Below are 24,689 nucleotides of genomic sequence, written 5' to 3' on the forward strand. Positions count from 1 at the left end.
CCATCGGCGGTCTTCTCGCTTCCTCCGGATCAAGCAAGATCCAGTATCAGCGTGTCCACCAACCAGGGGGAAGTGCCCCGATCGCGGAACGGAACTGGAGAGCGGCGCACGGATGGATTCCGCCGGAACTGGCGAGCGCCGCCGCCAGCCCCGGGTGAAGCAGTCACCTGAGCGGGCCTCCTCGCTGGATCCGAGGGCAGGGCGTGCCGTGAAACGCAAAGGCCCCGCCCGAGGGCGGGGCCCGCACCTACCCCCCGAAGCGGGTAGGGGAATCGCCTGAAACGATACACCCCATAGGGATGCGGCAGTGCGCCACCCCGGCCTACGGCCCCCGTCCACACCCCGCCGAGATTGGCGGCCCAGGTGGCAGCCACCGTCCGAAACGAGCACAGGCGGCACCCCCGACCGCCCAGCGCATGATCGGACGATGCGGATGCGGCGACGGCGCCGCCCACTAGACGGTGCCCGGTCACGCCTCCCCTCGAAGGATCTTCTGGGCCAGGTTTCCGCTGTGACCTGTATGCACGAGGCTGCAGCGCTGTCAACGTGTGTGGCTATAGGGGCGTCTGTTGATGAGGAGGCAATGGGTGAAATTTCTCATCGGGCTGGCGAACGTACGTCTGGAGTTCCTCCTGATCGAGGCCCTGCACGATGAAGCGGAGAGGCTGGCCGGAGAGGGGGCGCGGAGTTCCGGCGTTCGCTCTTCGCGACCGGGCGACTACTGGTATGCATGACAGGTGTGGTGCCGTGTTCTGGAGGGGACTCGCTCGCACACGAGGCGGCCCGGTCGGCAGCACGCTGCGGCACGCCGACCGGACGTCTCAGCCAGAGGCCGGCCGGATGACACCGCCTCTGAGCTGAGGTCCTCGGTCGCCGATCGGCCCAATCTCCCAGGGACATGCCACATGCTCTCGGTCGGGTAATCGGGCCGCACCTGGGCGACCGTCCGCACCGCTCGACGGCGCAGCTCGGCGAGGTAGGGAGACTTACCTGGCATGGACTCGATCCTCTCAAGAGGTCAAGTTGGTGTGCCCCGGGTTAAGTGGAGGCGGATTACTGGATTCTTGTGCCACTTGATGAGAGGAAAGTGGCATGGGACGACGGGACTACCCGGCGGAGTTCCGGCGCAATGTGCTGGCCCTGCTCGAACAGGCCGCACGGCCACCGAGCTGGCCCGCGACCTGAACATCAGCTCCCAGACGATCCACACCTGGCGGCGCCAGACCGCATTGACCGCGGGCTGGAGCCCGGCCTGACCAGCGGCGAGAAAGCCGAGTTAGCGGCCGCCAAACGGCACATCGCCGAGCTGGAGACCGAGCTACAGGCCACCCTGCGGGCGACCCGAGCTGGTGCGCGAGGCCAGGATGCTGGAGCGCAACCGCATCGCCAGGGAGATGCACGACGTGCTGGGTCACCGGCTGTCGCTGGTGGCGACGTACGCGGGCGCGCCGGCCACCTCCTACTGGCAGCTCCGCGGGGCGCGGCTGCTGACCGCGCTCGCCCAGGCTCTGTTCTGGGCCGTGATGGGGCCAGTCGTGGTGGGCCTGTTCGCGCCCGAGGTCCGGGGCGTGTGGTCGGGGCACTGTCCGTCGCCGGTTCGCTCGCCCTCGTGCTCGGTGTTCCCGCTGGCACCTGGGCTGGGCTAGCAGAGCAACTGGCAGGTGCCCATCGCCCTGCTGGCCGCTCTGGGGCTTGTCTCTCTGGTCACCATCGCCGTCCTGCTGCCGACTTCGCGCCCGGAAGAAGAGCCCGCCGCCTACGCCACCAGTCCCGACGTGCGGCGGTTCGGCACGGTGCTGGCGGCCGGAGCCTTGTCCGCCACCGGGGCGTTCACGGGATACACCTACATCGTGACCTTCCTGGGCGACGTGGGCGGGTTGTCCCCGAGCACGGTCAGCGTCCTGTTCGCGATTTTCGGTGTCGCGTGTCTGGCCGGCGTGAGCATCACTGGAGCGTTTCTGGACCGCTTTCCGCAGTCCGCCCTGGCCATCGCCGTGGCCACGCAGGCGGTGGGCATGCTGGGCCTGTACGCGTTCGGCGCTCATCAGGTGGCGGCGGCGGTCCGGTGTTCATGGCCACTCAGAACGCAATGCTGCACTGCGCACCGGGCCGCACGGACATCGCTCTGGCGGCGAACTCCGGCGGCTACAACGCCGGCATTGCGGCGGGCGCCGCGATAGGGGCACTGGTCCTGCCGCTCGCCGAGGTACGGGGCACCTTCCTCGCTGGCGGGCTGCTGACCGTCGGGTCTTGCGCGGTCCTACTCGGTGGCCAGCTGCTACGTGGGCACCGTCATGCTCAACACGCCGATGAGGAGCGCCGGCGAGGACAGCGGGCTGACGGCCCGCGACATCCTGGTCCTGGTCCTGGTCCTGGTCCTGGTCGGCCTGCTCGCCGTCGGCGTGATCGGCTTCGTGGCCCGGCGCGCCAGGTGAGGACACGCCGGGTCCGGGCCGGGTGTGCGGTGTGTCAGGGCTTGGGAGTGTTGAGGTTGACCGGCAGCGACAGTGGGCCGACCGTGAAGAACGACGGCGAGTAGGGGATGTCGTCCGGGTCGATCGCGAGGGAGAGCTCCGGCAGCCGCCCGTACAGCGAGGCGAGCGCCAGCTCGCCTTCCAGCCGGGCCAGCGGAGCCCCGATGCAGTAGCGCGGGCCGTGGCCGAAGCCGAGGTGTCCGGTGTTGCGCGGGCGGGTGATGTCGAAGCGGTCGGCGCTTTCGCCGTACTCCTCCGGGTCGAGGCCGCTGACCTGGTATGCCACGCCCACCGCCGCGCCCTTAGGTAGCTTCACCCCGGCGACGGTCACGTCCTCCGCCGCGAAACGCCAACTGGTCATCATCACCGAGTGGCGGTAGCGCAAGGTCTCGTCCACCACGTCGGCCCACCGGCCCTCCGCCTTGGCCAACTCCAGCTGGCCGGGGTGCTGGGCCAGCGCCACGATGGCGTGCCCGAGCAGGTGGACGGTGGTCTCGTGACCGGCGACGAGCATCAGCCACAGCACACCGACCAGTTCGTCGGTGGTGAGCCTGTCGCCCACGTCGCGGGCCTGCACCAGGCCGGAGGTGAGGTCGTCGTTCGGCTCGCGCTGCTTGCGCTCCACCAGCTCGCGCAGGAACGCCTGGAGCTCGTTCTGCGTCGCGAATGCCACCTCCGGAGGGGTGGTGTGCGCCAGCAGCGTGGCGGTCCAGCGCCGCAGCCGGAGCCGGTCATCGGCCGGCACGCCGAACAGCTCGCAGATCACCCACATGGGCAACGCCTCGGTGAAGGCTGGCACCAGGTCGACGCCGTCACCGGCAGCCACCACGTCGTCCAGCAGGCCGTCGATGATCTGCTGGACCCGCGGCTCCATCGCCCGCACCCGGGCGGGCGTGAACGCGCTGCCCACCAGCCCACGCAGCCGCCTGTGGTCGGCGCCGTCCATGGTGGACAGGTGACCGCCCTGGACGACGGCCCGCAGTGGCCAGTCGTCGGGGATCGACCCGTCGTGCAGGGCGGGCCAGTGCCGGGGGTCGCGGAGGAAGGTCTTGTGGTCCCCGGCGAGGATCTCCCGGACGGCCTCGTGGGTCAGTGCCAGGTAGGCGGGCACGCCGCCGGGGAACTCCACCTCCACCACGGGCGCGATGTCGCGTAACCGGATGCAGGTGTCGAGCGGGGGCTCGTCCACGGCAGGGAAGGAGGGAAGGTTCGTTGTCATGTGGCGCCTTCAGCGGAAAGTGGTAAGTGGCCGGTTCTGATCACATATCCACCGTGAGATTTCGGCAAGCCCGTTGAGTGATCGGTAATGCGATGGTTACCTTGCGTTCCGGCGGGCGTTGCCCATGGTGGGGCAACGTGTCGCCGCGCAGGGCCTGCTCGACGAGCGTGATGGCGCGAGAGACGGACGAGGCGCGGGCCCCCCGCCGCACGGGGTGATGGCGGGATAGATGATTCATTTCGAGATAGTCGAAATTCGGCTGGCACTTTCTGGTGAAAACAGTCCGCCGGATCCCCGGTGAATCCATCTGATGTTCACCTCATCAGCCTGCCTGTTCATGTGAAACGGCAGGTTTAGGCGGGCCGGCCGCCTCTCATGCGCATGCCCCGACGGCGTACAGTCATGATCAAAATCATCCCATGCGCCACCTCATTCTCGGCGGCCATCGTACTGCTCGCCGGGTGCGGCGGCGGAACCGGCCCGGCGGCCACTGACCGATCCGTTGTCTTCGTCGGGACCGGCGGGGCCTATCAGGCCCCGCAGCGGGAGGCCTTCGTCAAGCCGTTCGCCGCGTCCTCGGTAACACCGGCATCTACAGCGACGCCATCCGCGTCCTCGACGAGATCAACAACAACAGGAGCGAGGTGTAGTGAACCGGCCCCCACCGGCGCCCGCCTTCGGGCTGGCGCCGGCCAAGGTTCCGGGCGGAACCGGGGCCCGGAGTGGTCCGGGCCCCGGTTCACCTGATCACAGCGTCAGCGGAAAATGCGCCCCCATCTCTTGTAGACGCGGTATCCGTAACGGGCTCCCCGGTAGAGGCCATAGGAGGTGCCCCAGGACGCTCCTCCGAAGGCGCCCCAGCCCGCGCCGTAGGCGAAGTAGCGCGGGCAGCTGCGCCACGCTCGCCGGTACCCGCAGTAGCCGAGACCCGAGGCGCCGCCGATGTAGCCGCCGCGGCTGGTCCAGGTTCGGCCGTAGTGTGCGACCCGGTAGGCGCCGCGGTAGGTTCGGCGGCCCCACCGGCTGCCCCAGCGCCAGGCCCTCGGCCCGTACTTCCGCGCGGCGCCCCAGGCGGCCCTGCCTCCCCGCGCGCACCAGCGGATGCAGGCCTGGACGCCGAGGCGGACCAGGAACGCCCACTTGCCGTCGAGGTCGGTGCAGTTGACCGGATCGGCCATGCAGTATTCGTAGGCGTTGGCGCTGCCTCCCTCGACCGGGTCGAGCTGCAGGAAGCGACCCAGGGACGGGTCGTACAGCCGCACGCCCATCAGCATGACGCCGTCGAGCGTCTCGGCTGACCGCTGCTTGCCGCCGAGCCAGCCGTAGCGGCGGGCGGACGACCTGGAGACGCCGTACTCGTCGGCGTCCACGACGGTCGCCACGCCGGTGCCCAGCTCCAGCTCGGTACCGATGTCCCCGTGGAGCGTCGTGAGCTGCAGGCGAACCGGCCCCGACGCGGAGGTGACGGCGGCCAGGTCGCCGTCGATGCCCGACACGTTCCTGGTGATCTCGCCGGCGGCTTCCTTCACCCAGTCGGGAGAGTCGCTGTCCGAGCCGTAGTGGTTCACCGTGGTGGCGGGGCCCGACCCCGTGTCGGTGGTGAAGGACCGGATGCGGTCGGCCGCGTCGAGTGCCCAGGTCATCGTGCTGGAGCCGACCTTCTGCCGGTGGACCAGGTCGTTGACGTGATACTCGAGCGTCCGGCCGCCGGGCAGAGAGGTGGTGCGGCCCAGCGCGTCGTACGCGATGCCGTCGCCCACCAGCCGGTCGCCCGAGTCGTAGGCGTAGGACGTGATCGTGGCCGCTGCGTCGTCCGCGGCGGGGCACGACAGGTCCGCCGCCTGCACGGCGAGGCGGGTCCGGTTGGAGTTGTCGTCGACGGAATACCTGCGCAGCGTGCAGCGATCGGCGACGGACTCCTTGACCGAGGTCAGGCGCCCGGCCTTGTCGTAGCCGTACTCACGGTCGGCCCCGGAATCGCTGCGCGCGTGGGTGATCCACTGCCCGTGCACCGACTCCAGCACCTGTTCGTCCAGGATCGGCCCCTCGACGCCGTCCTTGGTGAAGACGCGGCCGACGTCCGCGCCGATCTCGTCCTCCACGACCGCCAGGTGCACCCCGCCGGGGAAGTCGCCGCCGGCCAGCTCGCCGTCGGCGTCGTAGCTCGCCGTGAACGTGCCCGCCACCGAGTCGGTGAGCGAGACCGGCAGGCCGCGCGGTTCCTTCGCGTGGTCGTAGGCGTACGTCGTCGTGGAAGGAGCGGTGTCGGTCACCTTGACCCGCCGGTCGAGCAGGTCGTAGGAGGTGGTGGTGACCCCGCCGTCGGCGTCGGTGTAGGAGATCGTCCGGCCGAGCCGGTCGTAGGCCGTCACGATGCGCTCGATGACCGTGCCGGCGGCGTCGATCCGCTGTTTCTCCAGGACCTTTCCGGTGTCGGGTGAGTAGTAGACGTTGGAGGCGGGCAGCGCCTGCCCCAGCCCCCCGGAGATCCAGCTGGTGAGCGGCCGGCCGCCCGCGTCGTAGGTGACGTGAGTGGTGCGGGTCACGCCGTTGGCCGTCTCGGCCACCGTGGCGGGGTCGCCGAACCGGTTGTAGGTGGTCACCTTGACCGGCATCTCGGTCGGGTTGGACCCGCCGCCGACGATGGCGCCCGCGGGTGCCGTACGGCAGACCAGCCCGGCCCATTCCGGCTTGCCGCCGCATGGCGCCGTGCCGGAGGCGGTGTAGTAGGTGGTGACGAGGGTGGCCGCGTCGTTCCCCTTCGGCAGCGTGGACCTGGTCGGCCGGCCTTCGGTGTCGTAGGCGGTGGTGGTGGCGAGGGCCAGGCCGCCCGCGTCCTTGACCGTCTTGGTCGCCTTGCCGAGCTGCCAGTCGTACTCGGTCGTGGTGACCCTGACGTCGGCGTCCGGTTCGCTCTCCTTGCCCAGCACCTTGGCGCCAACGGCGACCTTGGTGACCAGGTCCTTGGTGGGAGCGCCCGCGGGTCTGCCCTCGTCGTAGGTGTTGACGGTGTGCGACCTGGCGGCCACCACCGTGCCCTGCACGGTCACGAGGTGGAGCGGACCGTACTCCTCCAGCTCGCGCTGGCCGTCCTCGTCGAAGACCGATCGCGTCGACAGCAGCTCGGCGCGCTCCGCCGTGCCGAGCCCGGAGATGCCGAGTTCGGCGAGCCGCGCCGAGGTGCCGAGCGCCAGCTCGCGGTTGCCCGCGGTGAGGGATCGCACCGTGTTGCCGAACTTGTCGTGTTCGGTCGTCGACAGGTAGCCGCCCGGGGTCAGATCGTTGACCTCGCGCCCACTGGCGTCGAGGTAGGTCACCGACGCCCGCGTCCAGGACGCCTGTGCCCCGGTGTGCGCGGCCGGCACCTGGTCGGCGGGGAACACGGCGGTGGCGTCGGTCGGGTTGTCGCTCTGCCCCCAGGTGGCAGTGTGCTGCGGGCGCAGGTCGGCGGGGCCGCCCGAGGCCTTGTCCAGGGGGACGTCGTAGACGATCGAGGTGCGGGACTCGCCCTGGACCTGGTCGACCGTGCCCGGCACCAGCGCCGGGCGGGAGACCGCGAGCAGGCGCCCGTCGTTGGGGTCGGAGGGGTCGCCCGCCTTGCCGTACACGAACGTCCAGGGCTTCTCGCCCGGCGGGGTGAGCGATGTGACGCGGCCGGCGGCGTCGTAGCCGTAGACCGTCTTGAGCGGCGGCGAGATCCTGGGGTCCCACGCCTCGATCAGGCGTCCGGAGGCGTCGTAGGCGTACTGCGCGACGGCCACCGGCGTCTGGGAGTCGTGGAACAGGACCTTGCTGAGGCGGCCCGCGTAGTCCCCGCCGGCCGTGGCGCCGGCGTAGACCAGCTCCAGCACGCGGCAGCCCGGCTTGGGAGCCGGCAGCGCGCAGTCGGTGGCGAGGTCGGCCACCGCGGAGGTCGGGGCGATGATCGCCCTGAGCCGGGTGACCCCTGACACGGTCTCGTAGACGTACCGGGTGACGTTGTTGTCGCCCGGCGGAGTCGTGCTCGCCGGCAGGTACACGGTGGCGCCCGACGGCTTGCTGAAGGTGGTGACGACGCCGTCGGCGTCCTTGAGCGTGTAGGCGCCCGTCAGGGTCAGCTCCTCGGCGCCCTCCTCCGGCTTCCAGCCGGAGCTCGTCTTGGTGAACTGGATGGGCGTGCCGTCCACCAAGGTCAGCTCGACGGAGCTGGCCGAGGTCTCCCGTAGCGAGGCGTACTCGGACTCGGCCACCTCCGAGACGCCGCCGGCCGACCACTCGGGGCCGAACGGCGAGGTCTGGCCGGTGACGCGCGAACCGAGTTTGGGATCGCGTGAGGACGCGGTCCTGGAGATCGACAGGCCGAACATGGAGGCCTCCGTGGCCTCCAGGCGGAAGTCTCCGGTCAGCAGGTTCACCGTGCCGGGGCCGGCCTTCTCGGTCGCGGCGCCGGAGGCCTGCCGGTCGGCGACCAGGTCCTCGGCGGGCGTCGTGGCCGAGCCGCCGGAGGCATTGGCGAACACCGCGCGCACCTGCACGGCAGCGTCGCCGCCGAGCTGGTCGACGACGTTCCAGGTGAGGCCGGACACGCGAGCGGAACCGCCGGAGACCGTCGCGGTCACCGGCCAGGAGGCGATGGGCTGGCCGTTCGCCCCGACGACGTTGGCGGTGGGGATGTCGGTCCAGGCGTCGGTGTCGGCCCGGCGCCACTGGAACGTCACCCGGTCGAACTCGCCGCGTCCGGTCGCGCCCAGCTCCGCGCGCCGAGCGGTGCGCTCTCCGTCGGCCGGCGAGGAGAGCGCGCCCGCGCCCACGTTGAACTCGTGGCTCGTGGTGGGAGAGACGTTGCCTGCCTTGTCGATGGTGTACGCGGCGAAGGTGTGCGGGCCCGGCGTGGCCGGGGTGACGGTCACCGTCGTGGCCGCGCCGGTGGTGGCCATCGTGGTGACGGCTCCGTCGTCCAGCTTGTAGGCGATCCAGCCGGTGTCCGGGCCGGCAGGCGTGACAGCGAACGTGGCCGCCTTGCCGGCGTCGCCGTACCAGCCGCCGTCGGCCGGGTGCGAGGTGCTCGCGACGGCGGGAGCGGCGGGTTTGGTGGTGTCGACGACGAAGGTGTAGGTCTGGTAGGCCTTGGAGGTCAGGGACCCGTCGTTACCCCAGGCCCTGACCGTGTAGGTCTTGCCGTCGGCCAGCTTGCCCGCTGCCAGGTTCGCCGTCGAGGAGAAGCCGCCGCTGGCGACGTACCCTCCGTAGACGTTGTCGATCAGCAGCGTGCTTGCGTCGTAGACGTCGAACAGACCCCGCACGTTGCCGCCGTCCGGGTCGCCCACATGGGCGCGGAGCTGCGGAGTCGTCGTGTTCACCCAGTGCGTCGTGGTGGTGCCGACGGTGTAGTTGCTGTTCGGCGCCGTCCAGGTGGACACCGGGGTGGACGGGTAGGAGTTGTAGGTCACCGCGATGTACGGCACGTTCGAGGCGGCGTTGCCGGAGTTGAACCTCTTCCAGCCGTACGGGTCGGTCTCGTCGGCGGCCTTCAGCCCCATGCCCGACTCCGACCAGCCGTTGTCCGCCCAGTACTGCGCGAGTGAGGTGATGTTCGCGCTCACCCAGCCGTCGGCGCACCCGGATCCGTACCCCTTCGTCTGGGTCGAGGTGGCGTAGCGGGTGCTCATGGTCGGGCCCGGCCACCTGGAGGAGGTCGAAGCCCGGTCGGCCGACCAGACCTCCCAGGTCCTGGCGTTGCACGACCAGGAGTGGAAGTTCCACAGGTTCAGCGTGGCCGACAGGATCTTCTTACCGGCGATACCGGGGGTCTTCCAGGTGATGAAGGAGCGGGCCCGCTGTCCGCTGCCGTTGTTGCCGATCTTGAGCTCGGTGGCGCCGGACTGGTCGGTGCCGTAGCCCTCCTGCACGAAGGTGTCGAAGGCCTGACCGAGGTTGACCGCCGGGTCGACCGTCACGGGGTAGGTGGTGGCGGGGTCGGCGAGGAAGGCGGCGTCGGGGGTGACGACGAGGTCCTTGCCGTCGATCGTCATGTCCACCTTGCCGCGATGCGTGTGCTCCCCTGACTGCGGGTGCGTCAGCGCGTCCCACATCGTGGGGGCGGGCACGGTGGCGACGATCTTGTTCTTCTTGTCGACGAGTTCGACGCCTCCCCCGTCGGTCCGCCGGGCTTCGAGTCCCGGCGCCTGGAGTCTGAGGCGGTAGGACAGGGGAGCCGTGGGGCGCTCCTTGAGCACGAGGAACTGCTCGGCTCCCGTGCGCGTCGCGGCGACCACCAGGTCGGCACCGGGCAGCACCGCCGGATAGGTGACGGTCTCCCCGGCCACCTGAGGCTGCGGGAGCCGGCCCGGCCACTGCAGCGAGATGTGCTCCTCGCCCGTACCGAGGGCGATCAGCTCGGTGTGGGTACGGGAGCCGCGAGCTGTGCCGGCGCCGCCGATCCGCAGGCCACGGCGGTGGGACCGGGCGGTGACCGTGCCGTCCGTCATGGCCGTCAGGGAGATGTCGACCGGCTTCCAGGTGTCGCCGTCGCGGTATCTGATCGGACCGGTAAACGTTTCCACGGTGAGGCTGCCGTCAGGGTTGGCGTAGGTCGACGACGTCTCCGTACGCGCTGCCTCGATCTCGACGCGCTGCTTGGTCAGACGCGCCGTCAGCCTGGCCGAAGCCTCGTCCGCTGCGCTGCGCGCGGCCGGGGGATTCGGTGCCGCGGCGATTGGTTGCGGGGTGTTCTGGGGGGTGGGAGCGGGTTGCGCGTGTGCCTGCCAGGTGTCCACGAGGGTGGCCACCATGACCACTGACAGCACTGCCGCGATCCGCCGGAGGGCCGGTTCGAACCGGCCCACGGGGGTACGACCTAACGCCACTCTGATCTCCGATCACGTGCTCGGGGGGATGCGCGATGATGCTGCGCGGCGTCAGCATAGGAACGTGGATCGTCACCGGTAAGTGGGCGAACTCATCGTTCTCCCAAAGATCACCCTTCGTACACTTCGTCCTTGAAATACCCACAATGACCGGTATTTGCTGGCAAATGTTGACCGGTGCGGCGGACCGCGAAGGCGAGGGCTCTGCGGTCGGTGCTCCCACATGCACCACCTGTACGAGGCGAGGTACTGGACCTGCTTCACCGTTTGCGGACCGGAAAGCGCTGCTCAGGGATGAGGAAGGGCTGAGTGGGCAGGGGATTCCTCATGCCGGAACTGCCTGATGTGGACGGCTTTCGCCGGGTGCTGTCGGAGCACACCGGCGAGCCGATCAGGGCCGTGCGCGTGCGCGCCCCTGGGGTTGTTCGTGGCATCGGCGCGCGGCAACTGCGCCGGGGGTGAGACTGGGTACCGGTTCGGCGAACGTCCGGACCGGGCACGCCGGATTCCGGCCGGTTAGGCGGCGGACCGTGAGCGCGATCAGGACCGGGCGGCCCGCAGCGGGTAGATCATGCAGCAGCCGGCGGTAGCGGCCATGCACTCGTGACCATCCGCGCCGACCTCGGCCTGCCGCGGCGTGGGTGATGAGCGGCTACGTTCTCGGCTACGCCGGTTTCACCCTGCTCGGCGGCCGCGCCGCCGATCTGCTGGGCAGGCGGCGGATGTTCCTCACCTGGCTGGGCGTCTTCCTGCTCTTCTCCATGCTGGGCGGCTTCGCGACCGACGGGTGGATGCTGGTCGTGGCCCGGTTCGTCACCGGCGTGGCGGCGGCCTTCATGACCCCCGCCGCCATGTCGATCATCACGACCTCGTATCCGGAGGGATCGCAGCGCGACAAGGCCCTGCTGGTCTTCGCTGGCGTCGGCGCCGGCGGCTTCTCACTGGGCCTCATCATCGGCGGCCTGCTGACCGAACTCGGCTGGCGCTGGGTGTTCTTCGCCCCGGTGTTCTTGGCCGCCGCCATCCTGCTCGCGGCGCTCCGGCTGCTGCCGGCACCGCAACCAGGGCGATGACGACCAGTGCCGCCACGAGAAGTGGCCAGCGGGCGTGCGGTCTCCTCATCCCTCCATCCTGGCCAGTTGATCACGACGGGGCCCTTCTGTTGATGATTTCGCGTCAGATCAAGCCCGTCTGGACGCGCCTAACGAGGACCTGGCCCTCCCAGCCGTTGAGCACCTTCGGGAGAAAGAAACGCTCGGTCCGAACGAAACCCGCTCGCTCGTAATACCGGATCAGCCGCTGGTCTCCGCCCGCCCAGCAGTCCAGCCTGATCGGGCCGATTCCACGCTCAATGGCCTCGGCATAGGCGCGTTCCAACAAGATGCGCCCGACCCCTTGCTCGGCATGGCACCGGTCGACGACGAGGGGTCGAGGAAGATCTCCGGTTCGCTGGCTGGAGGGACAAAGTGAGGAGCATCGCCCAACGACACGGCGCCGACCACGGCACCGTCGATCTCTGCGATCCTCATGCCACCGCTCGCACACAGACCTGTGATCCGGGCAACCGAAGCTGGGGTCGTGGTCATATCTCAACGAGATTTCTCGATAAGCGCTGAGCCACAGGTTCGGCAGGGAGAGTGACGGACGATCGGTACCGGGATGGCGTGGTCCCGGCTTCGTGGCGGAAGGCGGTGGCGAAGTGCTGCGATGAGGAGTAGCCCAGGTCGGTCGCGATCATGGTGATCGGCAGGTCGGTCTCCCTGAGCAGCAGCCGGGCGCGTTCCATGCGCAGGCGTGCGCGATACCGGCCAGGGGTCTCACCGATCTCGGTGCGGAACAGTGCGGCGAAGTGCGCAGGCGACAGGTGCACGGCGGCGGCCAGGTCATCGACCGTGAGGCCCTCGGCCAGCCGGTTCTCGATGAGCCGCTTGGCGATTGCGATGGCCGGATGCATGGCCAGATGCCGGCCTGGCCGTCGGCCGTCGGCCAGCCGGGAGGCTTCGATCACGAGCAGGGCGGCGGCGTGGGTCAACCCAGCTGTACGCAGCGGCTGGTACGTGGTGACCTCCCGCAAGAACAGCTCGAACGGCGTGACCATCGATCCGGCATCCGCGATCACAAACGGTTGCCGTTGCTGCCATAAAGGGTGCAGATCGCCCGGCGGCACGAGGTCCTCGGGTGCGAGCGCGACGAAGCAGAAGTGGTACGGCGCCGTGCTGGAGGCCGCCATCGCGTGCGGCACGCCTGGAGGCACCGCCAGCATGCCGCGTGAGGGAACGTGCAAGGTGTGGTCCCCCACGGTCCATCGGGTCGGTGGCCCGGCCAGTTGCAGGTACAGCTCCCAGACGTCGTGGACATGGGGGCGGATCACCCAGCTGGTGGGGGCGTGTTGATCACCAGCATGAAGGAGCCCGGGAACACCGGCCTGCCGCAAGTGCGCATGAAACCCGGCGCTGAGTCCCGTGGGGCGGTCGATGGACACCCGAGAATTATGTACATGTGCCCGACTCACCTGCACGCTGGAGCAGGGCTGCTTCTCCTAGCGTTCCGGCTATGACGAACAATCAGCTGCCGACCGACGACGACGTGGCCTTCTACCGGGAGAACGGCTACTGGATCTCCCCGCCGATCCTCACCGACGAGATGCTGGACGCCGCCGGACACGGCATGCGTCGCCACCATGCCGGCGACGTCGACCGTGAGATGCCAGGCGACCCGGACAGGAGCCTCTGGGGGTGGCGTCCCGCCGACGGCGACGTACTGCGCAAGAATGACTACGCCTCGCTGCGGGTCGAGGAACTGGCGCTCCTGGTCAGCCAGTCCGTCATCGCCGAATGCGCCGCCCGCCTCGCCGGGGCGGAGGAGATCCGGCTGTGGCACGATCAACTGCTGTACAAGCCAAGCGGTACCCATCGGCAGGGCAACGTCGGCTGGCACACCGACCGGCACTACTGGCGGAGCTGCTCCAGCCAGGAGATGCTGACCGCGTGGGTGCCGTTCCACGACATCACCGAGGCCCATGGGCCCGTCATGTTCGCGGCGGGCAGCCACCGCTGGGACGAGCAGGCCGATCTCAGTTTCTTCGACCAGGACCTGACCACGATCGACCGCTACGCCGCCGAGCACGACCTAAACCTCGTTACCGCCACGCTCGCCCGCGGCCAGGTCAGCTTCCATCACTGCAAGACCGTTCACGGCAGCGGCCCCAACCACAGCGGCCAGCCGCGCCGGTCGATCGCCATCCACCTGCAACCCGGAGACAACCACCACATCACCGCCCACGACGCCGACGGCAGCACCGCCACCCACAACAACGACCGTCTGGTCGCCTCCCTGCCTGACGGCACCCCGGACTACGCCCACCCCGTCGTGTGCCCCCGCTTGTGGCCACCAGCCCCTTGAGCACGCTCAGATCGCCAGGCCCTCGGCATACTGGCAGATCAAGATCGAGCCGACCGGCGAGCCCAGCGCCTGACCCACCATCGGGCCAGCCAACGCATAGTGGCTGGTAACCCAGTGAGTCTCCAACGCCACTGTCACTGGCCGTTCCGATGTCGCTCAAATCCGGACCGCCTTTCTCGGATGACCGATCAGGACGGCTCACATCTCGGGCGGGAACCAGGCATGAAGGTTCTCCGGGTTGATCCGAGGCAGGCGGCCGCCCGCTCCCCGCAGATGTGCTGGCCATCAACCAACACATCTGCGGGGGTTCGGGCGTGTCCTCCACGATGTTGGCGGACACGCGCTGTGCTTCACTTGTGCCCAGCCAGGCCGCTCCGGAGGGCGATGACGGCCAGTCGGGTGCGGTCGCGGGCGAGGAGCTTGGTGAGCAGCTTACTGACGTAGGTGAGGGAGGTGTTGGGCTGATGAACAGCTCGGCGGCGATCTCCTGGTTGTTCAGGCCGTACCGATCGCCGCCAGGATCTGGTGTCCGCGGCCGGACAGGCCTTCGACGAGTTCCGGCCTCGCTCGCGTCTGCACCGAGGCCGCGGCGTGCATGACCTTCCCGGTGATCGACGGCGCGAGCAGCGACTGGCCGTCGGCCACGACGCAGATGGCGTGGCGCAGGTCCTCGGGCGCGATGTCCTTGAGGAGGTATCCGGAGGCGGCCGACCGGATCGCGTCGAAGACGTTTTCGTCCTTGTCGAACGTGGTCAGCACGATGATCCGGACGCCCGCAAGGTCGGGGCGTCGACGATGCGGTCGGTGGCGGCGATGCCGTTGAGCACGGGCATGCGGATATCCATGAGCACGATGTCGGGCCGGTGTTCGCATACCGTGTCGACCGCGCCGGCCTCGGCCACCACGGTGATGCCGTCGTCGTGTTCGGCCAGCGCGCCGGCCCGAGCGCAGCAGCGACTCGTCCTCGGCGATGACGATTCTGATCATGTGCGGGGCCCCGGGTCAGGGGCAGCCGGGCAGTCACGGTGGTCCCGGACGCCGGAGACCTGGTGGTGGTCAGCTCGCCTCCCAGGAGGCCGTCCGCTCGCGCATGCCAGTGATGCCGTGACCGCCCGCGCACGGCTCGGCGCGGGCGGCGTCTGTAGCCTGCGGGTCGTTGAAGTAGTAGGCGCCCAGGCACTGCTCGAACTGGGTGGCCTCGGCGGACCAGCGGGGGTCGTTGTAAAAGCACTCGAAGTCGAACGGCACCTGCGACGACGTGCCACTCCGCGAGCAGGATCCGCCTTGGAAGATCGGCCAGGATATCACTCAGCTGGGGAGACGGCGGAGTGTCGTCGCTTGCCCTTTGCGGCGGGGGCGTGCCGCCGGCCGCCTGATGGGCGGACGTGGTGTCACCGGGGTCGGTGACATGGTTGAGCAACTGCTTGATCCTGTCCACGGGACACATCTCACTTGGCGACCCTGAATGCGCGGGCATGGTTCCGGCTCGTGGCGCACGTTAAACGATAAGCTCAGGGCTTCTTAGTGGCCGCCGGTGGGCTCATCTCGGGCGATGATGTCGAAGTCCACATTCGTCTGGACGATGTGTCGCAGCATGGCCTCGGCCGCTGCGCCTTCGTCGCCGCCATTGATCGCCTCGTAGATGGCGAGATGGTCGTTGTAGGACCGCGTGAGCAGCGGTCGTCCCAGCCGGGACACGGACTCGCGGAACATGCGCAGGGGCTGCTCGAGGGCCTGGAGCAGTACCTCGAACAGCAGGTTCCCGCTTGACGCGGCGATGGCTTCGTGGAACCTGGCGTCGGCGTCCGTGAATGCCGCGGCATTCCTGTGGATGATGGCCTCGTTCATCTCGCCGAGCAATTCGCGCATCCGCGCGAGCTGTATCTCAGTCCGATGGACCGCGGCTGACGACGCGGCGGCAGGTTCGATCGCCCGCCGGAACTGGACGAGTTGTGGAAGCGGCAAGCGGTTAGTCTCGAACCAGCCGCGGATCGATGCGGCCATTGACTCGCTGGACCGCGCCGTGATGAATGCCCCGCGCCGGGCGCTGACCCTCACCAAACCCTGTGCCTCGAGGTCCTTGATAGCTGACCGTACCGAACTTCTACTGACCGAAAGCATCTCGGTCAGTTCACGCTCTGAGGGCAGCTTGTCACCAGGAACCATCCGGCGCTCGAAGATGAGCCGTCGGAGGCGGTAGGCAGCCTCTTCCGCGACTCCGTGCATGTCCGGCACTGAGCCCTCCCGATCTCGGCCGCTGGTCCGGAGTGGATCTCTCGGACCTGCCTAGCAGTGTGGCACAGAGGTGAGCCCACGGCGGCAGCGCTTGATCATATAGCGCTCCTGGTCCGACCAGAGAATCGGACAAATTCATGAAACATCGTTGACATCTATCAATAATCTAGCCTAATTTGCCACCATCTGGTCGGACCAGAAGGAGAGCGGTTCATGCAGGACACACCCACGGTGCGCCCGATCGCGCTAGGCAGCCAGGCGGCGCGCCTTCGCGAGGCCCTGTCTGGGCCGGAGTTCGGCCTCATAATCGCCACTTTCGTGGCGTGCACAGTCTTCACTCTGCTGAGTGACCAGTTCCTCAGCGGCAATACCTTGCAGTCCGTCCTTCGCGCGGTGGCGACCATCGGGATCGTGGCGGTCGGGCAGGCGTTCCTGCTCATCGCCGGTGAGTTCGATCTGTCGGTCGGTGCCGTAGCGGGCCTGGGTGCGATTGTCGCTGGTCAGCTCATGCACCACCTGCCCTGGCCGATCGCAGTTGGAGTGGGACTAGCCTGCGGTGGGGCCTTCGGCCTGCTCAACGGGCTGGTTGTCACCATGGTGGGCGTCCCGGCGCTTGTGGTGACGCTGGGGACGCTCTTCGTTGCCCAAGGTCTCGGGCAGGTCGTCTCCGGCGGGTTCCCCATCAGTGACCTGCCGTCCGGCTTTCTCGCTGCGGGACGTGCGGAGGCGTGGGGGCTGGGGACGGCCGTGTTCGTCTTCCTCGCAGTCGTCGTACTGGCCGAGCTCGTCCTCCATCACACCCACATCGGCCTGCGTGTCTATGCCACGGGTGGGAACCGTTTTGCGGCGCAGCGAAACCTTGTTCGGCCACGCCAGACAAAAATCATGTGCTTCGCCGTCCTGGGTACCCTTTCGGCCCTGGCAGGCATCCTGTCGATCGCGCGCGTCGGCACGGCAGACCCCACGGTCGGTCTGGGATGGGAATTGCAGGCGATCGCCGGGGCGGTAGTGGGGGGTGTCAGCCTGTTCGGCGGCCGCGGCCACGCTTACGGGGCCCTGGTAGGTGTGGTGTTCCTCCAGGTGATCTCCACTGGTTTCGTCGTCGTTGGGTTCGACACCAGCCTGCGCGGCCTTGCCGTCGGCGTCTTCCTGATCACCGCGATCGCGCTGGATCGACAGCGGGTCCGCAAACGCACCGACCCCTGATTCGCTCCCCTCCGGCGCACGCCGTACGCACGCACTCCACGTCTTCCTCACTCGACCCGGGTCGATCCGCCCGTCAGAACAACGCATTTGCCTCGTGCACGAAAGGTGTCCTAGTGAACAGAAAAGCCTGCCTCGGCGTGCTAGCGAGCCTCGGCCTGACTCTCACCGTCTCAGGATGCGTGAGTTCTGCCAACGACTCGGGACCGGTTTCCTCGGCCGCCCCCACCGTTACGGGCGCGCAGAAGCCGCTCGGCAATCCGGTCGCGGGGATCGGCTGGGACTCCGACATGCCGACCCCGAGCTGTGACCTGTCGGAAAAGAAGGTCGTCTACATCTCCGTCCTGCGTGAGAACCCCGTTCTACGGATCATGGCTCAAGGCGCGGTCGATGGGTTCGATGCCTTCAGAATGCAGGGCCAGTGGCTGGCGCCGCAGGGCTTCGATGAGCCCGGAGCCGTCCAGTTGGGTGACCAGGCCATTGCGCAGGGCGTCGACGGGATCGTCGTATTCGCCACCAGCGACGCCTTCTACCCGATGATCAAGCGAGCCAAGGCCGCGGGTATTCCGGTGGTGCAGACGCATTCGCCTATAGAGGAAGGCAGGGCGCCGGGCGTGCTCAACGTCGTGGCACCGGACCCCGCCGCCTACGGTGCCGCAGCCGCGCAGAGCATCGCTACCGCCCTCAAGGCCAAGGGAGTCACCTCCGGCAGTGTCGCGGTCACACAGACGGCGCTGATACTCAACGAGAACCAGGCCGCCGAGGCGTTCACCGCCAGGATGAAAGAACTCGCTCCGGCCCTGAAGGTTCTCAAACCGGTCGCGGTGGGCGGGGACCAGGAAAAGGCAATCGCCGCCGAGACCGGGATCGTGCAGGGCAACCCCGACCTCGTGGCGGCGTTCGGCACCTATGGCAACGCCCCGGTCACCTGGGCCACCACACAGAAGGACACAGGCAAGAAGTTGTCGGTCATCGGCATGGATTATGCGAAGGCAAACCTGGACAACGTCAAGAACGGTCAGATCCTCGGCGTTGCCGCCCAGCCGCTCTATCAGGAGCACTACGAGGGCGCTGTACTCCTCGGCAACCGTCTCTGCGGGCAGACCCAGGGCATGAAGTACCGCTATTCCCCGCCCGCACCGATCATCACCAAGGACGGTTTGGACCCGTATTACAACCTGCTGGGCGCGGTGAAGATCGGTTGACCCGTTGCCCCGCCCACCCACCTTCCCTGACCGATTGGAAAGCAACGCCATGCTCTCTCTCGACAGAATCTCGAAGTCCTTCGGCGAGGTGAAGGTCCTCCACGACGTCTCCTTGGAGGTAGGTGAGGGACGCATCGTCGGGTTGGTCGGGCAGAACGGGGCCGGCAAGTCCACGCTCATGAAGATCCTGGCCGGGGTTCACCCACACGGCAGCTATACAGGGGTCGTGCGGGTGGACGGCACGGAATTGACGCTGGGGTCGCCTGGTGACGCGATCGCCCAAGGGCTTGGCATCGTCCCGCAGGAGACCAGCACCGTCGATACCCTCTCCGTCGCGGAGAACGTCGTGCTGGGGACGCTCAAGGGGTGGGTGAACCCTGGGGCCATGCGTCGCGACGCGGCTTCGTTCCTCAGCGAACTGGGCATCCGGCTGGACGTTCGTCAACCGGCCGCCACTTGCACCACCAGCGAAAAGCAACTGCTCATGATCGCGCGCACGCTTTACGCACGGCCGAAAGTGCTCATCCTAGATGAGCCCACGACTGCGCTTACGGCCACGGAGGTCGACCGTCTGCTGGGCTTCCTCACCAGGTTGCGGGCCACGGGGGTCACCGTCATCCTGATCAGCCACAAGCTCGATGAGCTCTTTCGGGTGTGCGACCACATCGCGGTCTTGCGCGACGGCCGGCTGGTCGACTTCTGCGACCGCGAGCGCTTCGACCCGCAAGCGATCATCCAGCACATGGTCGGCCGGCGTCTCGACGCGCTCTATCCCCGGCCAATCGCCCCGCCACAAGACTCGGTCGTGCTGGACGTGTCCCAGCTTAGGGTAGCGGGCGACCAGGCGCGTGGGCGCCGGGAACTCACGGGCATCTCGTTCTCCGTACGCGCTGGCGAGGTGCTCGGGATCGCCGGGCCGCTTGGCTCCGGCCGCACCGAACTGTTGGAAGCGCTCGCCGGTATGACCCGTTGGCGTGGCCAGGTCCGCGTGGCTGGACGAGAGGTCCGCCCGGGGTCGCAGGCGGCCTCAGTCGAGGCAGGTATCTGCCTGGTGCCCGAGGACCGCAAGCGCGACGCTCTGTTCGCCAATCTCTCGGTCACGGAGAACCTCGTCATCGGGTCCGGCAAGTACCGGCGTGGCCCGCTGCGCCGTCGGCGCCGGGAAACTGAGGGAGCCCGGCGCGCCATCGGCTCCTTCGGCATCAAGGTCGCCGACCCCCGGCGCTCCGTACTGCGACTCAGCGGTGGCAATCAGCAAAAGGTGGTCATCGCCCGCGCGCTGGAGCAGCAGCCAAAGGTTTTGCTCCTCGACGAACCGACGAAGGGCGTCGACGTGGGCGCGAAACGGGACATCTACTCGCTGCTGCGCGACCGGACGGCACAAGGACTCGCAGTAGTGGCTGTCTTTTCGGACGAGGCAGAGCTCATCGGGTTGTGCGACCGCGTGCTGGTCCTCAGTCACGGAGCGGTCATGCGAGGCTTCGACGTTGATGCCGGGGACGAGGCGCTGGCCGCCGCCATCCTCACTGGAGACGACTTGCTGAAAGAGGAGCACGCATGAGTAGCCTCCTGACCGTCCCGGCAACGCCCCGGCGGCGGTTCACCGACGCGGCACGAAGCACACTGCGAGATGCCCAGCCCCATCTGTTGATCACCCTCGCCGCGCTGTTCCTGGTAGTCGGTCTGCACAGCGACACCTTCCTCACGCCGCCCAGTCTAGGGAACCTGGCCAATAGCATGGCCTTCCTGGGTTTCGTCGCCCTGGGCGAGACCGTACTGCTACTGGCCGGCGAATTCGACCTGTCCGTCGGAGCCGTGTCCGGACTCGCCGCAGTCGTGTCTGCCCAGGCGATGACCAGCTCTCACTGGCCCGTCGCGCTCGGCGTACTCGTCGCGCTCCTGGTCGGTGCAACGGCTGGCGCCGTCAACGGTGTGGTGACGGCTGTATTCGGCGTCCCTTCGTTCATTAGTACCTTTGGCATGGCCAGCATCGCCTCCGCCATCGGACTGTTTATCACCCGAGGCGAGTCCGTTGCCATCCCACAGCCCCTGGTAGATCTCGGGGCCCTGCGGTTGATGAACCCGTTCGGGTTCTCGGTGATGCTTCTGGTGTTCCTCGCTTTGGCCGCCGCCACTGGAGTCTTCCTTGTCCGCACCGCGGCGGGCCGGGCGGTATACGCCACAGGCGGCGACCCAGCGGTAGCGCGCCTAGCCGGCATTCGTGTACGCCGGGTGAAGATCAGCGCCTTTGTCTTCACAGGGCTGCTCGCCGGCCTCGCCGGCCTGCTGCAGGCCGCTGCGCAGTCCACCGCCCTGTCCACCACAGGCGCCAGCGGCGTCGAACTCGAAGCGGTAGCCGCGGCGATCATTGGCGGAACCAGCATCCTGGGCGGTGCCGGTACCGTCCTGGGAACCGTCATCGGCCTCGCGGTCCTGGAGACCCTCAAGCTGGGCCTGGTGACCCTCGGGGTGCCCATCAACTGGCAGAGCCTGGCCGTTGGCGCGATCATCGTCGCCGCCATCGCCGCCGACGTCACCCGCCGCCGGCACACAAGCCAATTGTCGGCTCTGCGGCCCAGCGGTGTCCGGCGCATCCGTTCCCGTCCGTCATCCACCAGCACTCCCACGGAGGATTCTCAGTGACAGCTCCCGAGCAGCACCGCGAAGTCGCCTTGACGCTTCCGTCCGACGACCCCTCGCGCTTTGCCCTTGTACGCCGCTACCTGTACACGCCGGTTGTCGGCGACATATTGGACCAGGTTGGGCGTTACCGGCAGTTCCTCCCACCGCAGATTCACCCTCTCGAACCCTCGATGATCGTCGTCGGCCGCGCGATGCCTGTGGCGATCGGTGACGTGCACGGGGTGCAGCGCAAACCGTTCGGCAGACTGACTGAGGCCCTCGACCAGCTGCAGCCGCAGGAGGTGTTCCTGGTCGCGACCGGCCAAGCCCAGTGCGCCGCGTGGGGAGAGATCCTCACCACGACAGCCCGTACGCGGGGCGCCGCCGGCGCTGTCGTCGACGCCTACCACCGTGACACCTCCAAGGTGCTCGCACAAGAATGGCCGGTGTTCAGTCGCGGCGCCTATGCGCAGGACGCCGGTGTACGGGCCGCAGTTATCGACTACCGCGTCCCTATCCAGGTCGGGCAGGTTTTCGTGACACCCGGTGATCTCATCATCGGCGACCGTGACGGCGTCGTCGTGGTACCTCATGAGATCGAGGGCGAAGTACTCGAACGTGCTCTGCAGAAGGCGATGACCGAAAGCGTCGTCCGCAAGGCCATCGAGGACGGCATGACCTCCACCGACGCGTTCGCTACCTACGGGGTGCTCTGAGATGTCCGAGGGATCCGAGCGGACCGCGCACCTGCGCGATCTCCCCCACGCGATGACACAGCGCGTACGGGAGGCAAGCAACCCAACATCCGGGTTTCCGACCTTGCCAACCAGCGAGTTCTTGCTACGTTCCGGCACCTTGCGCGCCGTTGCGTCCGACAGTCTGGGCGGGACCGTTCGTCGAGGCGTCAGCCGCTGCGAGCGTCGGCAGCTCTGCAAAGGAACACCTGCGAGGACGGGGAACCCGCAGTGAGGGCCGTGGTATGGCACGGGCGCGAGGACGTCCGCGTGCAGCAGGTACCCGAAGCCCTGCCCCCCGGCCCCGGCGAGATTCGCGTCGCAGTCGCGTGGTGCGGGCTGTGCGGATCGGACCTGCATGAATACCTGGCGGGGCCCTTTGTCATCCCGACCGTCCCGCATCCCGTCACCGGGCAGCAGGCGCCCGTCGTGCTCGGCCACGAGATCTCGGGCGTTGTGGAGTCCGGGTCTCGCACTCTAGCACCCGGCACGCACGTGGCCCTGAACGCGCTGCTTCCCTGCGGCCACTGCCCTGCGTGCCGCAGCACGCGGCCGAACATCTGCCGCACCCTCGGCCACCTCGGCTTCTCCGCCCAAGGCGGACTCGCGCCCTGGATCACCGTTCCCGAGACCATGGCACTCCCTGCCCCGCCGGGACTACCACTGGACCACCTGGCCCTCGCGGAACCCGTCTCCGTCGCGGTCCGCACAGTCCGTCACGGTAGAGTCCGTCCCTCCGACCGGGTGCTCGTGATCGGGGCCGGCAGCATCGGCCTCGCTGCGGCCCAGGTGACTCGTGCGCGGACCGCCGCGCAGGTCACGGTTACGGACATCGCACCAGCCAGGCTCGCCCGTGCTCGAACTCTCGGTCTCGACACTGCTCTTCCCGACGACATCGACGGTTGTGACACATTCGATGTTGTCCTCGACTGCGCCGGTAGCCGCTCCACCCCTGGATTCGCCGTACGCGTCGTACGAAACGGGGGGCGCATCGTCCTGGCCGGGCTGCCACAAAGCCCATGCGAGATCGACGTCGCCAACCTAGTACTCAAGGAAGCCACCATTGCCACGGCGGTGGGGCACCTCCTCAAACACGACCTCGCCCCCGCTGTCGCGCTGCTCTCGAGCGGTGACATCGTGGCGGACGTAATGATAACCAGCCGCATCCCGCTGGAGGCCAGCGTGTCACATGGCCTGAACGTTCTCGCCGATCCTAGCTCCGACCAGGTGAAAATCCTGGTCGACGTCGCCATGACCACGCGGACATCGTTGAAGGGTGAAGCACACGGCACCACAACGGGTGGTGCCTGACAGACGTCTCCTTCCTGGCCCGCACGATCCGATGGGAGACGGTGGATGAACGCGGAAGCATTCATTTCCCCGGTCCGTTCCCACTCCTGAACTGAAGGAAGTTTCATGTCGAAGATCCGATCGATCACCAGCGCTGTTGTCGCAGCCAATTTCGACTGGACGATCATCCGTATCGAAAACGAGGATGGGGGGGTCGGCTGGGGGGAGTCCTTCTTCGCCCCCGGCCTCTCAATGATCATTGAGCAACTAGGGGCGCTGATGGTGGGCGAGGACGCCCGCCACATCGAGGCGATCAACGCCCGCCTGCGTGCTGCGGCCTCCGGCGCGGGCTCGGTAGGCGGCATCGTGCACAACGCGCTTTCCGGCATCGACGGCGCCCTGTGGGACCTCAACTCCCGCGAGATGGGGGTACCGCTATGGCGGATGCTGGGGGGCAGGTTCCATGACCGGGTGCGCGTCTACGCCGACTGTCACGGCGGCACCGGCCTGATGAGCCTGGGGCCTCTCCTGGACATCCGCAAGCCGTCCTGGGCGCACGACCACGCCCTCGCCAGCGGCGCCATCGGACGTAGCCTGTTCGATCCGGGAGCGGAGACCGACCCCGTCGATCTGGAGCTCTTGTCGCGACGCGCAGCCGAGGCGGTGGCCAAGGGCTTCGATGCGCTGAAGTTCGACTTGGACGTGCCGGGCCTGGTTCCCACCCGTCCAGGATCACGCACGATGCCGATGGGCGCGGAATCACTCGCCACCGACATGGTGGACGCGATTCGGGATGGCGCCGGAAGCCACGTGGATCTCGCCTTCGATCTGCACTGGCGCTACGACTACGCATCCGCGGTGCGGTTGGCCGACGCGGTATCCCACGTACCTGTCTTGTGGCTGGAGGACCCCCTGCCGCCAGAGAACGTCGACGGATTGATCGCGCTCGCCCGCACGTCCGTGGTGCCGATCGGCGGGGGTGAGAACCTGATCGGTTATCGGTCTTTCGAACCCCTCATTCAGGCAGGGTCCCTGTCGGTGGTTACTCCTGATTTGGGAAAGGTCGGTAGTGCCTCCGAGGCACGGCGCATCGCGTCCGCTGCCGCCGACCGTGGTCTGTCGATCGCCCCACACAACATCGCTGGCCCAGTGGGCACCGCGTTCGCTGCGCAGGTCTCCTCAACCTGGCCCAACTTCCTCGCCCTGGAGTACCACGCCCAGGACGTGCCGTTCTTCGATGAACTCGTGACCGGTCCGCTGATCGTGGACGGGTCGATCGAGATGACCGACCGGCCCGGTATCGGCGTGGAGGTCGATATCGACGCTGTGCGCCGATGGGCGAAACCAGGCGAGAAAATCTTCGGTGAAAACCCCTCATAAACGACACAACTCCTGCAGCCCCTGGCCACGCTGAGCGGCATCGCTTTGGTCCGGCCTGCGCATCGCGATGCCATCGCCCT

At 68.0% G+C, this 24,689-nt stretch carries 21 protein-coding genes and 1 pseudogene; 14 read left to right on the forward strand and 8 right to left on the reverse strand.

Features of this window, described 5'->3' with window-relative positions; genetic code table 11:
* The first annotated feature begins 587 nt into the window (after positions 1-587).
* The 4 genes and pseudogenes from ACTMTI_RS53955 to ACTMTI_RS53970 all read left to right on the forward strand — a co-directional run bounded on the left by ACTMTI_RS53955 (position 588) and on the right by ACTMTI_RS53970 (position 2,435).
* Positions 588-734, forward strand: coding sequence for a hypothetical protein (locus ACTMTI_RS53955; RefSeq protein ID WP_441128879.1), 147 nt, complete (start codon positions 588-590; stop codon positions 732-734).
* A 615-nt stretch (positions 735-1,349) separates the two neighbouring features.
* Positions 1,350-1,448 (forward strand): annotated as a pseudogene (locus ACTMTI_RS53960) (histidine kinase); the annotation flags it as partial.
* A gap of 213 nt (positions 1,449-1,661) precedes the next feature.
* Positions 1,662-2,180: a hypothetical protein gene (locus ACTMTI_RS53965; protein ID WP_441128880.1), complete on the forward strand. Its 519-nt coding sequence runs from the start codon at positions 1,662-1,664 to the stop codon at positions 2,178-2,180.
* 87 nt (positions 2,181-2,267) lie between these two features.
* On the forward strand, positions 2,268-2,435 hold the full coding sequence (locus ACTMTI_RS53970; protein ID WP_441128881.1) for a hypothetical protein: 168 nt from the start codon (positions 2,268-2,270) through the stop codon (positions 2,433-2,435).
* Positions 2,436-2,469: 34 nt separating this feature from the next.
* On the opposite strand, the gene ACTMTI_RS53975 is transcribed toward ACTMTI_RS53970, so the two are convergent.
* Both ACTMTI_RS53975 and ACTMTI_RS53980 read right to left on the reverse strand, forming a co-directional pair.
* Entirely contained in the window at positions 2,470-3,693 is a 1,224-nt protein-coding gene (locus ACTMTI_RS53975) for a cytochrome P450 family protein (RefSeq protein ID WP_441128882.1), read from the reverse strand.
* Between the two features lie 755 nt (positions 3,694-4,448).
* Positions 4,449-10,517: a DNRLRE domain-containing protein gene (locus ACTMTI_RS53980; RefSeq protein WP_441128883.1), complete on the reverse strand. Its 6,069-nt coding sequence runs from the start codon at positions 10,515-10,517 to the stop codon at positions 4,449-4,451.
* Positions 10,518-10,865: 348 nt separating this feature from the next.
* Here ACTMTI_RS53980 and ACTMTI_RS53985 point away from each other — a divergent pair, with 348 nt between their 5' ends.
* Positions 10,866-11,000, forward strand: coding sequence for a hypothetical protein (locus tag ACTMTI_RS53985; RefSeq protein ID WP_441128884.1), 135 nt, complete (start codon positions 10,866-10,868; stop codon positions 10,998-11,000).
* Between the two features lie 182 nt (positions 11,001-11,182).
* The gene (locus tag ACTMTI_RS53990) at positions 11,183-11,611 is read left to right on the forward strand and encodes an MFS transporter (protein WP_441128885.1); all 429 of its coding nucleotides are present in this window, start codon (positions 11,183-11,185) and stop codon (positions 11,609-11,611) included.
* Positions 11,612-11,714: 103 nt separating this feature from the next.
* Here the strand turns inward: ACTMTI_RS53990 and ACTMTI_RS53995 are convergent, their stop codons facing one another.
* Both ACTMTI_RS53995 and ACTMTI_RS54000 read right to left on the reverse strand, forming a co-directional pair.
* Complete coding sequence (locus ACTMTI_RS53995; protein ID WP_441128904.1) at positions 11,715-12,083, reverse strand: GNAT family N-acetyltransferase; 369 nt, start codon at positions 12,081-12,083, stop codon at positions 11,715-11,717.
* 37 nt (positions 12,084-12,120) lie between these two features.
* The gene (locus tag ACTMTI_RS54000) at positions 12,121-13,020 is read right to left on the reverse strand and encodes a helix-turn-helix domain-containing protein (protein WP_441128886.1); all 900 of its coding nucleotides are present in this window, start codon (positions 13,018-13,020) and stop codon (positions 12,121-12,123) included.
* A gap of 71 nt (positions 13,021-13,091) precedes the next feature.
* On the opposite strand from ACTMTI_RS54000, the gene ACTMTI_RS54005 reads away from it, so the two are divergent.
* Entirely contained in the window at positions 13,092-13,940 is an 849-nt protein-coding gene (locus ACTMTI_RS54005; RefSeq protein ID WP_441128887.1) for a phytanoyl-CoA dioxygenase family protein, read from the forward strand.
* Between the two features lie 495 nt (positions 13,941-14,435).
* On the opposite strand, the gene ACTMTI_RS54010 is transcribed toward ACTMTI_RS54005, so the two are convergent.
* The 4 genes from ACTMTI_RS54010 to ACTMTI_RS54025 all read right to left on the reverse strand — a co-directional run bounded on the left by ACTMTI_RS54010 (position 14,436) and on the right by ACTMTI_RS54025 (position 16,166).
* Positions 14,436-14,699 (reverse strand): hypothetical protein, encoded by a 264-nt coding sequence (locus tag ACTMTI_RS54010; protein ID WP_441128888.1) that lies wholly within the window; start codon positions 14,697-14,699, stop codon positions 14,436-14,438.
* Entirely contained in the window at positions 14,693-14,845 is a 153-nt protein-coding gene (locus tag ACTMTI_RS54015) for a response regulator (RefSeq protein ID WP_441128889.1), read from the reverse strand. The genes ACTMTI_RS54010 and ACTMTI_RS54015 overlap by 7 nt, the downstream gene beginning before the upstream one ends.
* A gap of 151 nt (positions 14,846-14,996) precedes the next feature.
* On the reverse strand, positions 14,997-15,188 hold the full coding sequence (locus ACTMTI_RS54020; protein WP_441128890.1) for a hypothetical protein: 192 nt from the start codon (positions 15,186-15,188) through the stop codon (positions 14,997-14,999).
* Positions 15,189-15,461: 273 nt separating this feature from the next.
* Complete coding sequence (locus ACTMTI_RS54025) at positions 15,462-16,166, reverse strand: FadR/GntR family transcriptional regulator (RefSeq protein ID WP_441128905.1); 705 nt, start codon at positions 16,164-16,166, stop codon at positions 15,462-15,464.
* A gap of 222 nt (positions 16,167-16,388) precedes the next feature.
* Here ACTMTI_RS54025 and ACTMTI_RS54030 point away from each other — a divergent pair, with 222 nt between their 5' ends.
* The 7 genes from ACTMTI_RS54030 (at position 16,389) to ACTMTI_RS54060 (ending at position 24,609) form a co-directional block, all read left to right on the forward strand.
* On the forward strand, positions 16,389-17,381 hold the full coding sequence (locus ACTMTI_RS54030; protein ID WP_441128891.1) for an ABC transporter permease: 993 nt from the start codon (positions 16,389-16,391) through the stop codon (positions 17,379-17,381).
* A 113-nt stretch (positions 17,382-17,494) separates the two neighbouring features.
* Complete coding sequence (locus ACTMTI_RS54035) at positions 17,495-18,583, forward strand: sugar ABC transporter substrate-binding protein (protein ID WP_441128892.1); 1,089 nt, start codon at positions 17,495-17,497, stop codon at positions 18,581-18,583.
* Between the two features lie 34 nt (positions 18,584-18,617).
* Positions 18,618-20,144 carry a sugar ABC transporter ATP-binding protein gene (locus ACTMTI_RS54040; RefSeq protein WP_441128893.1) on the forward strand — a complete coding sequence of 509 codons (1,527 nt, stop codon included), beginning with the start codon at positions 18,618-18,620 and terminating at the stop codon, positions 20,142-20,144.
* Positions 20,141-21,226: an ABC transporter permease gene (locus ACTMTI_RS54045; protein ID WP_441128894.1), complete on the forward strand. Its 1,086-nt coding sequence runs from the start codon at positions 20,141-20,143 to the stop codon at positions 21,224-21,226. The genes ACTMTI_RS54040 and ACTMTI_RS54045 overlap by 4 nt, the downstream gene beginning before the upstream one ends.
* Positions 21,223-21,921, forward strand: a complete 699-nt coding sequence (locus tag ACTMTI_RS54050; protein ID WP_441128895.1) for an RraA family protein — start codon at positions 21,223-21,225, stop codon at positions 21,919-21,921. The genes ACTMTI_RS54045 and ACTMTI_RS54050 overlap by 4 nt, the downstream gene beginning before the upstream one ends.
* A 288-nt stretch (positions 21,922-22,209) precedes the next feature.
* A complete protein-coding gene (locus tag ACTMTI_RS54055) occupies positions 22,210-23,250 on the forward strand; it encodes an alcohol dehydrogenase catalytic domain-containing protein (protein WP_441128896.1) in 1,041 nt (346 codons plus the stop codon).
* Between the two features lie 105 nt (positions 23,251-23,355).
* On the forward strand, positions 23,356-24,609 hold the full coding sequence (locus ACTMTI_RS54060) for a mandelate racemase/muconate lactonizing enzyme family protein (protein ID WP_441128897.1): 1,254 nt from the start codon (positions 23,356-23,358) through the stop codon (positions 24,607-24,609).
* Positions 24,610-24,689 lie beyond the last annotated feature (80 nt).

It is taken from the genome of Nonomuraea sp. H19 (assembly GCF_052068215.1).
Taxonomy (GTDB): Bacteria; Actinomycetota; Actinomycetes; order Streptosporangiales; family Streptosporangiaceae; genus Nonomuraea.

Coding starts and splice junctions, on each gene's coding strand:
- ACTMTI_RS54030 (WP_441128891.1), top strand. CDS start 16,389: ATGCAGGACACACCCACGGTGCGCCCGATCGCGCTAGGCAGCCAGGCG.
- ACTMTI_RS53990 (WP_441128885.1), top strand. CDS start 11,183: ATGAGCGGCTACGTTCTCGGCTACGCCGGTTTCACCCTGCTCGGCGGC.
- ACTMTI_RS54045 (WP_441128894.1), top strand. CDS start 20,141: ATGAGTAGCCTCCTGACCGTCCCGGCAACGCCCCGGCGGCGGTTCACC.
- ACTMTI_RS53975 (WP_441128882.1), bottom strand. CDS start 3,693: ATGACAACGAACCTTCCCTCCTTCCCTGCCGTGGACGAGCCCCCGCTC.
- ACTMTI_RS53985 (WP_441128884.1), top strand. CDS start 10,866: ATGCCGGAACTGCCTGATGTGGACGGCTTTCGCCGGGTGCTGTCGGAG.
- ACTMTI_RS54005 (WP_441128887.1), top strand. CDS start 13,092: ATGACGAACAATCAGCTGCCGACCGACGACGACGTGGCCTTCTACCGG.
- ACTMTI_RS54060 (WP_441128897.1), top strand. CDS start 23,356: ATGTCGAAGATCCGATCGATCACCAGCGCTGTTGTCGCAGCCAATTTC.
- ACTMTI_RS54025 (WP_441128905.1), bottom strand. CDS start 16,166: ATGCACGGAGTCGCGGAAGAGGCTGCCTACCGCCTCCGACGGCTCATC.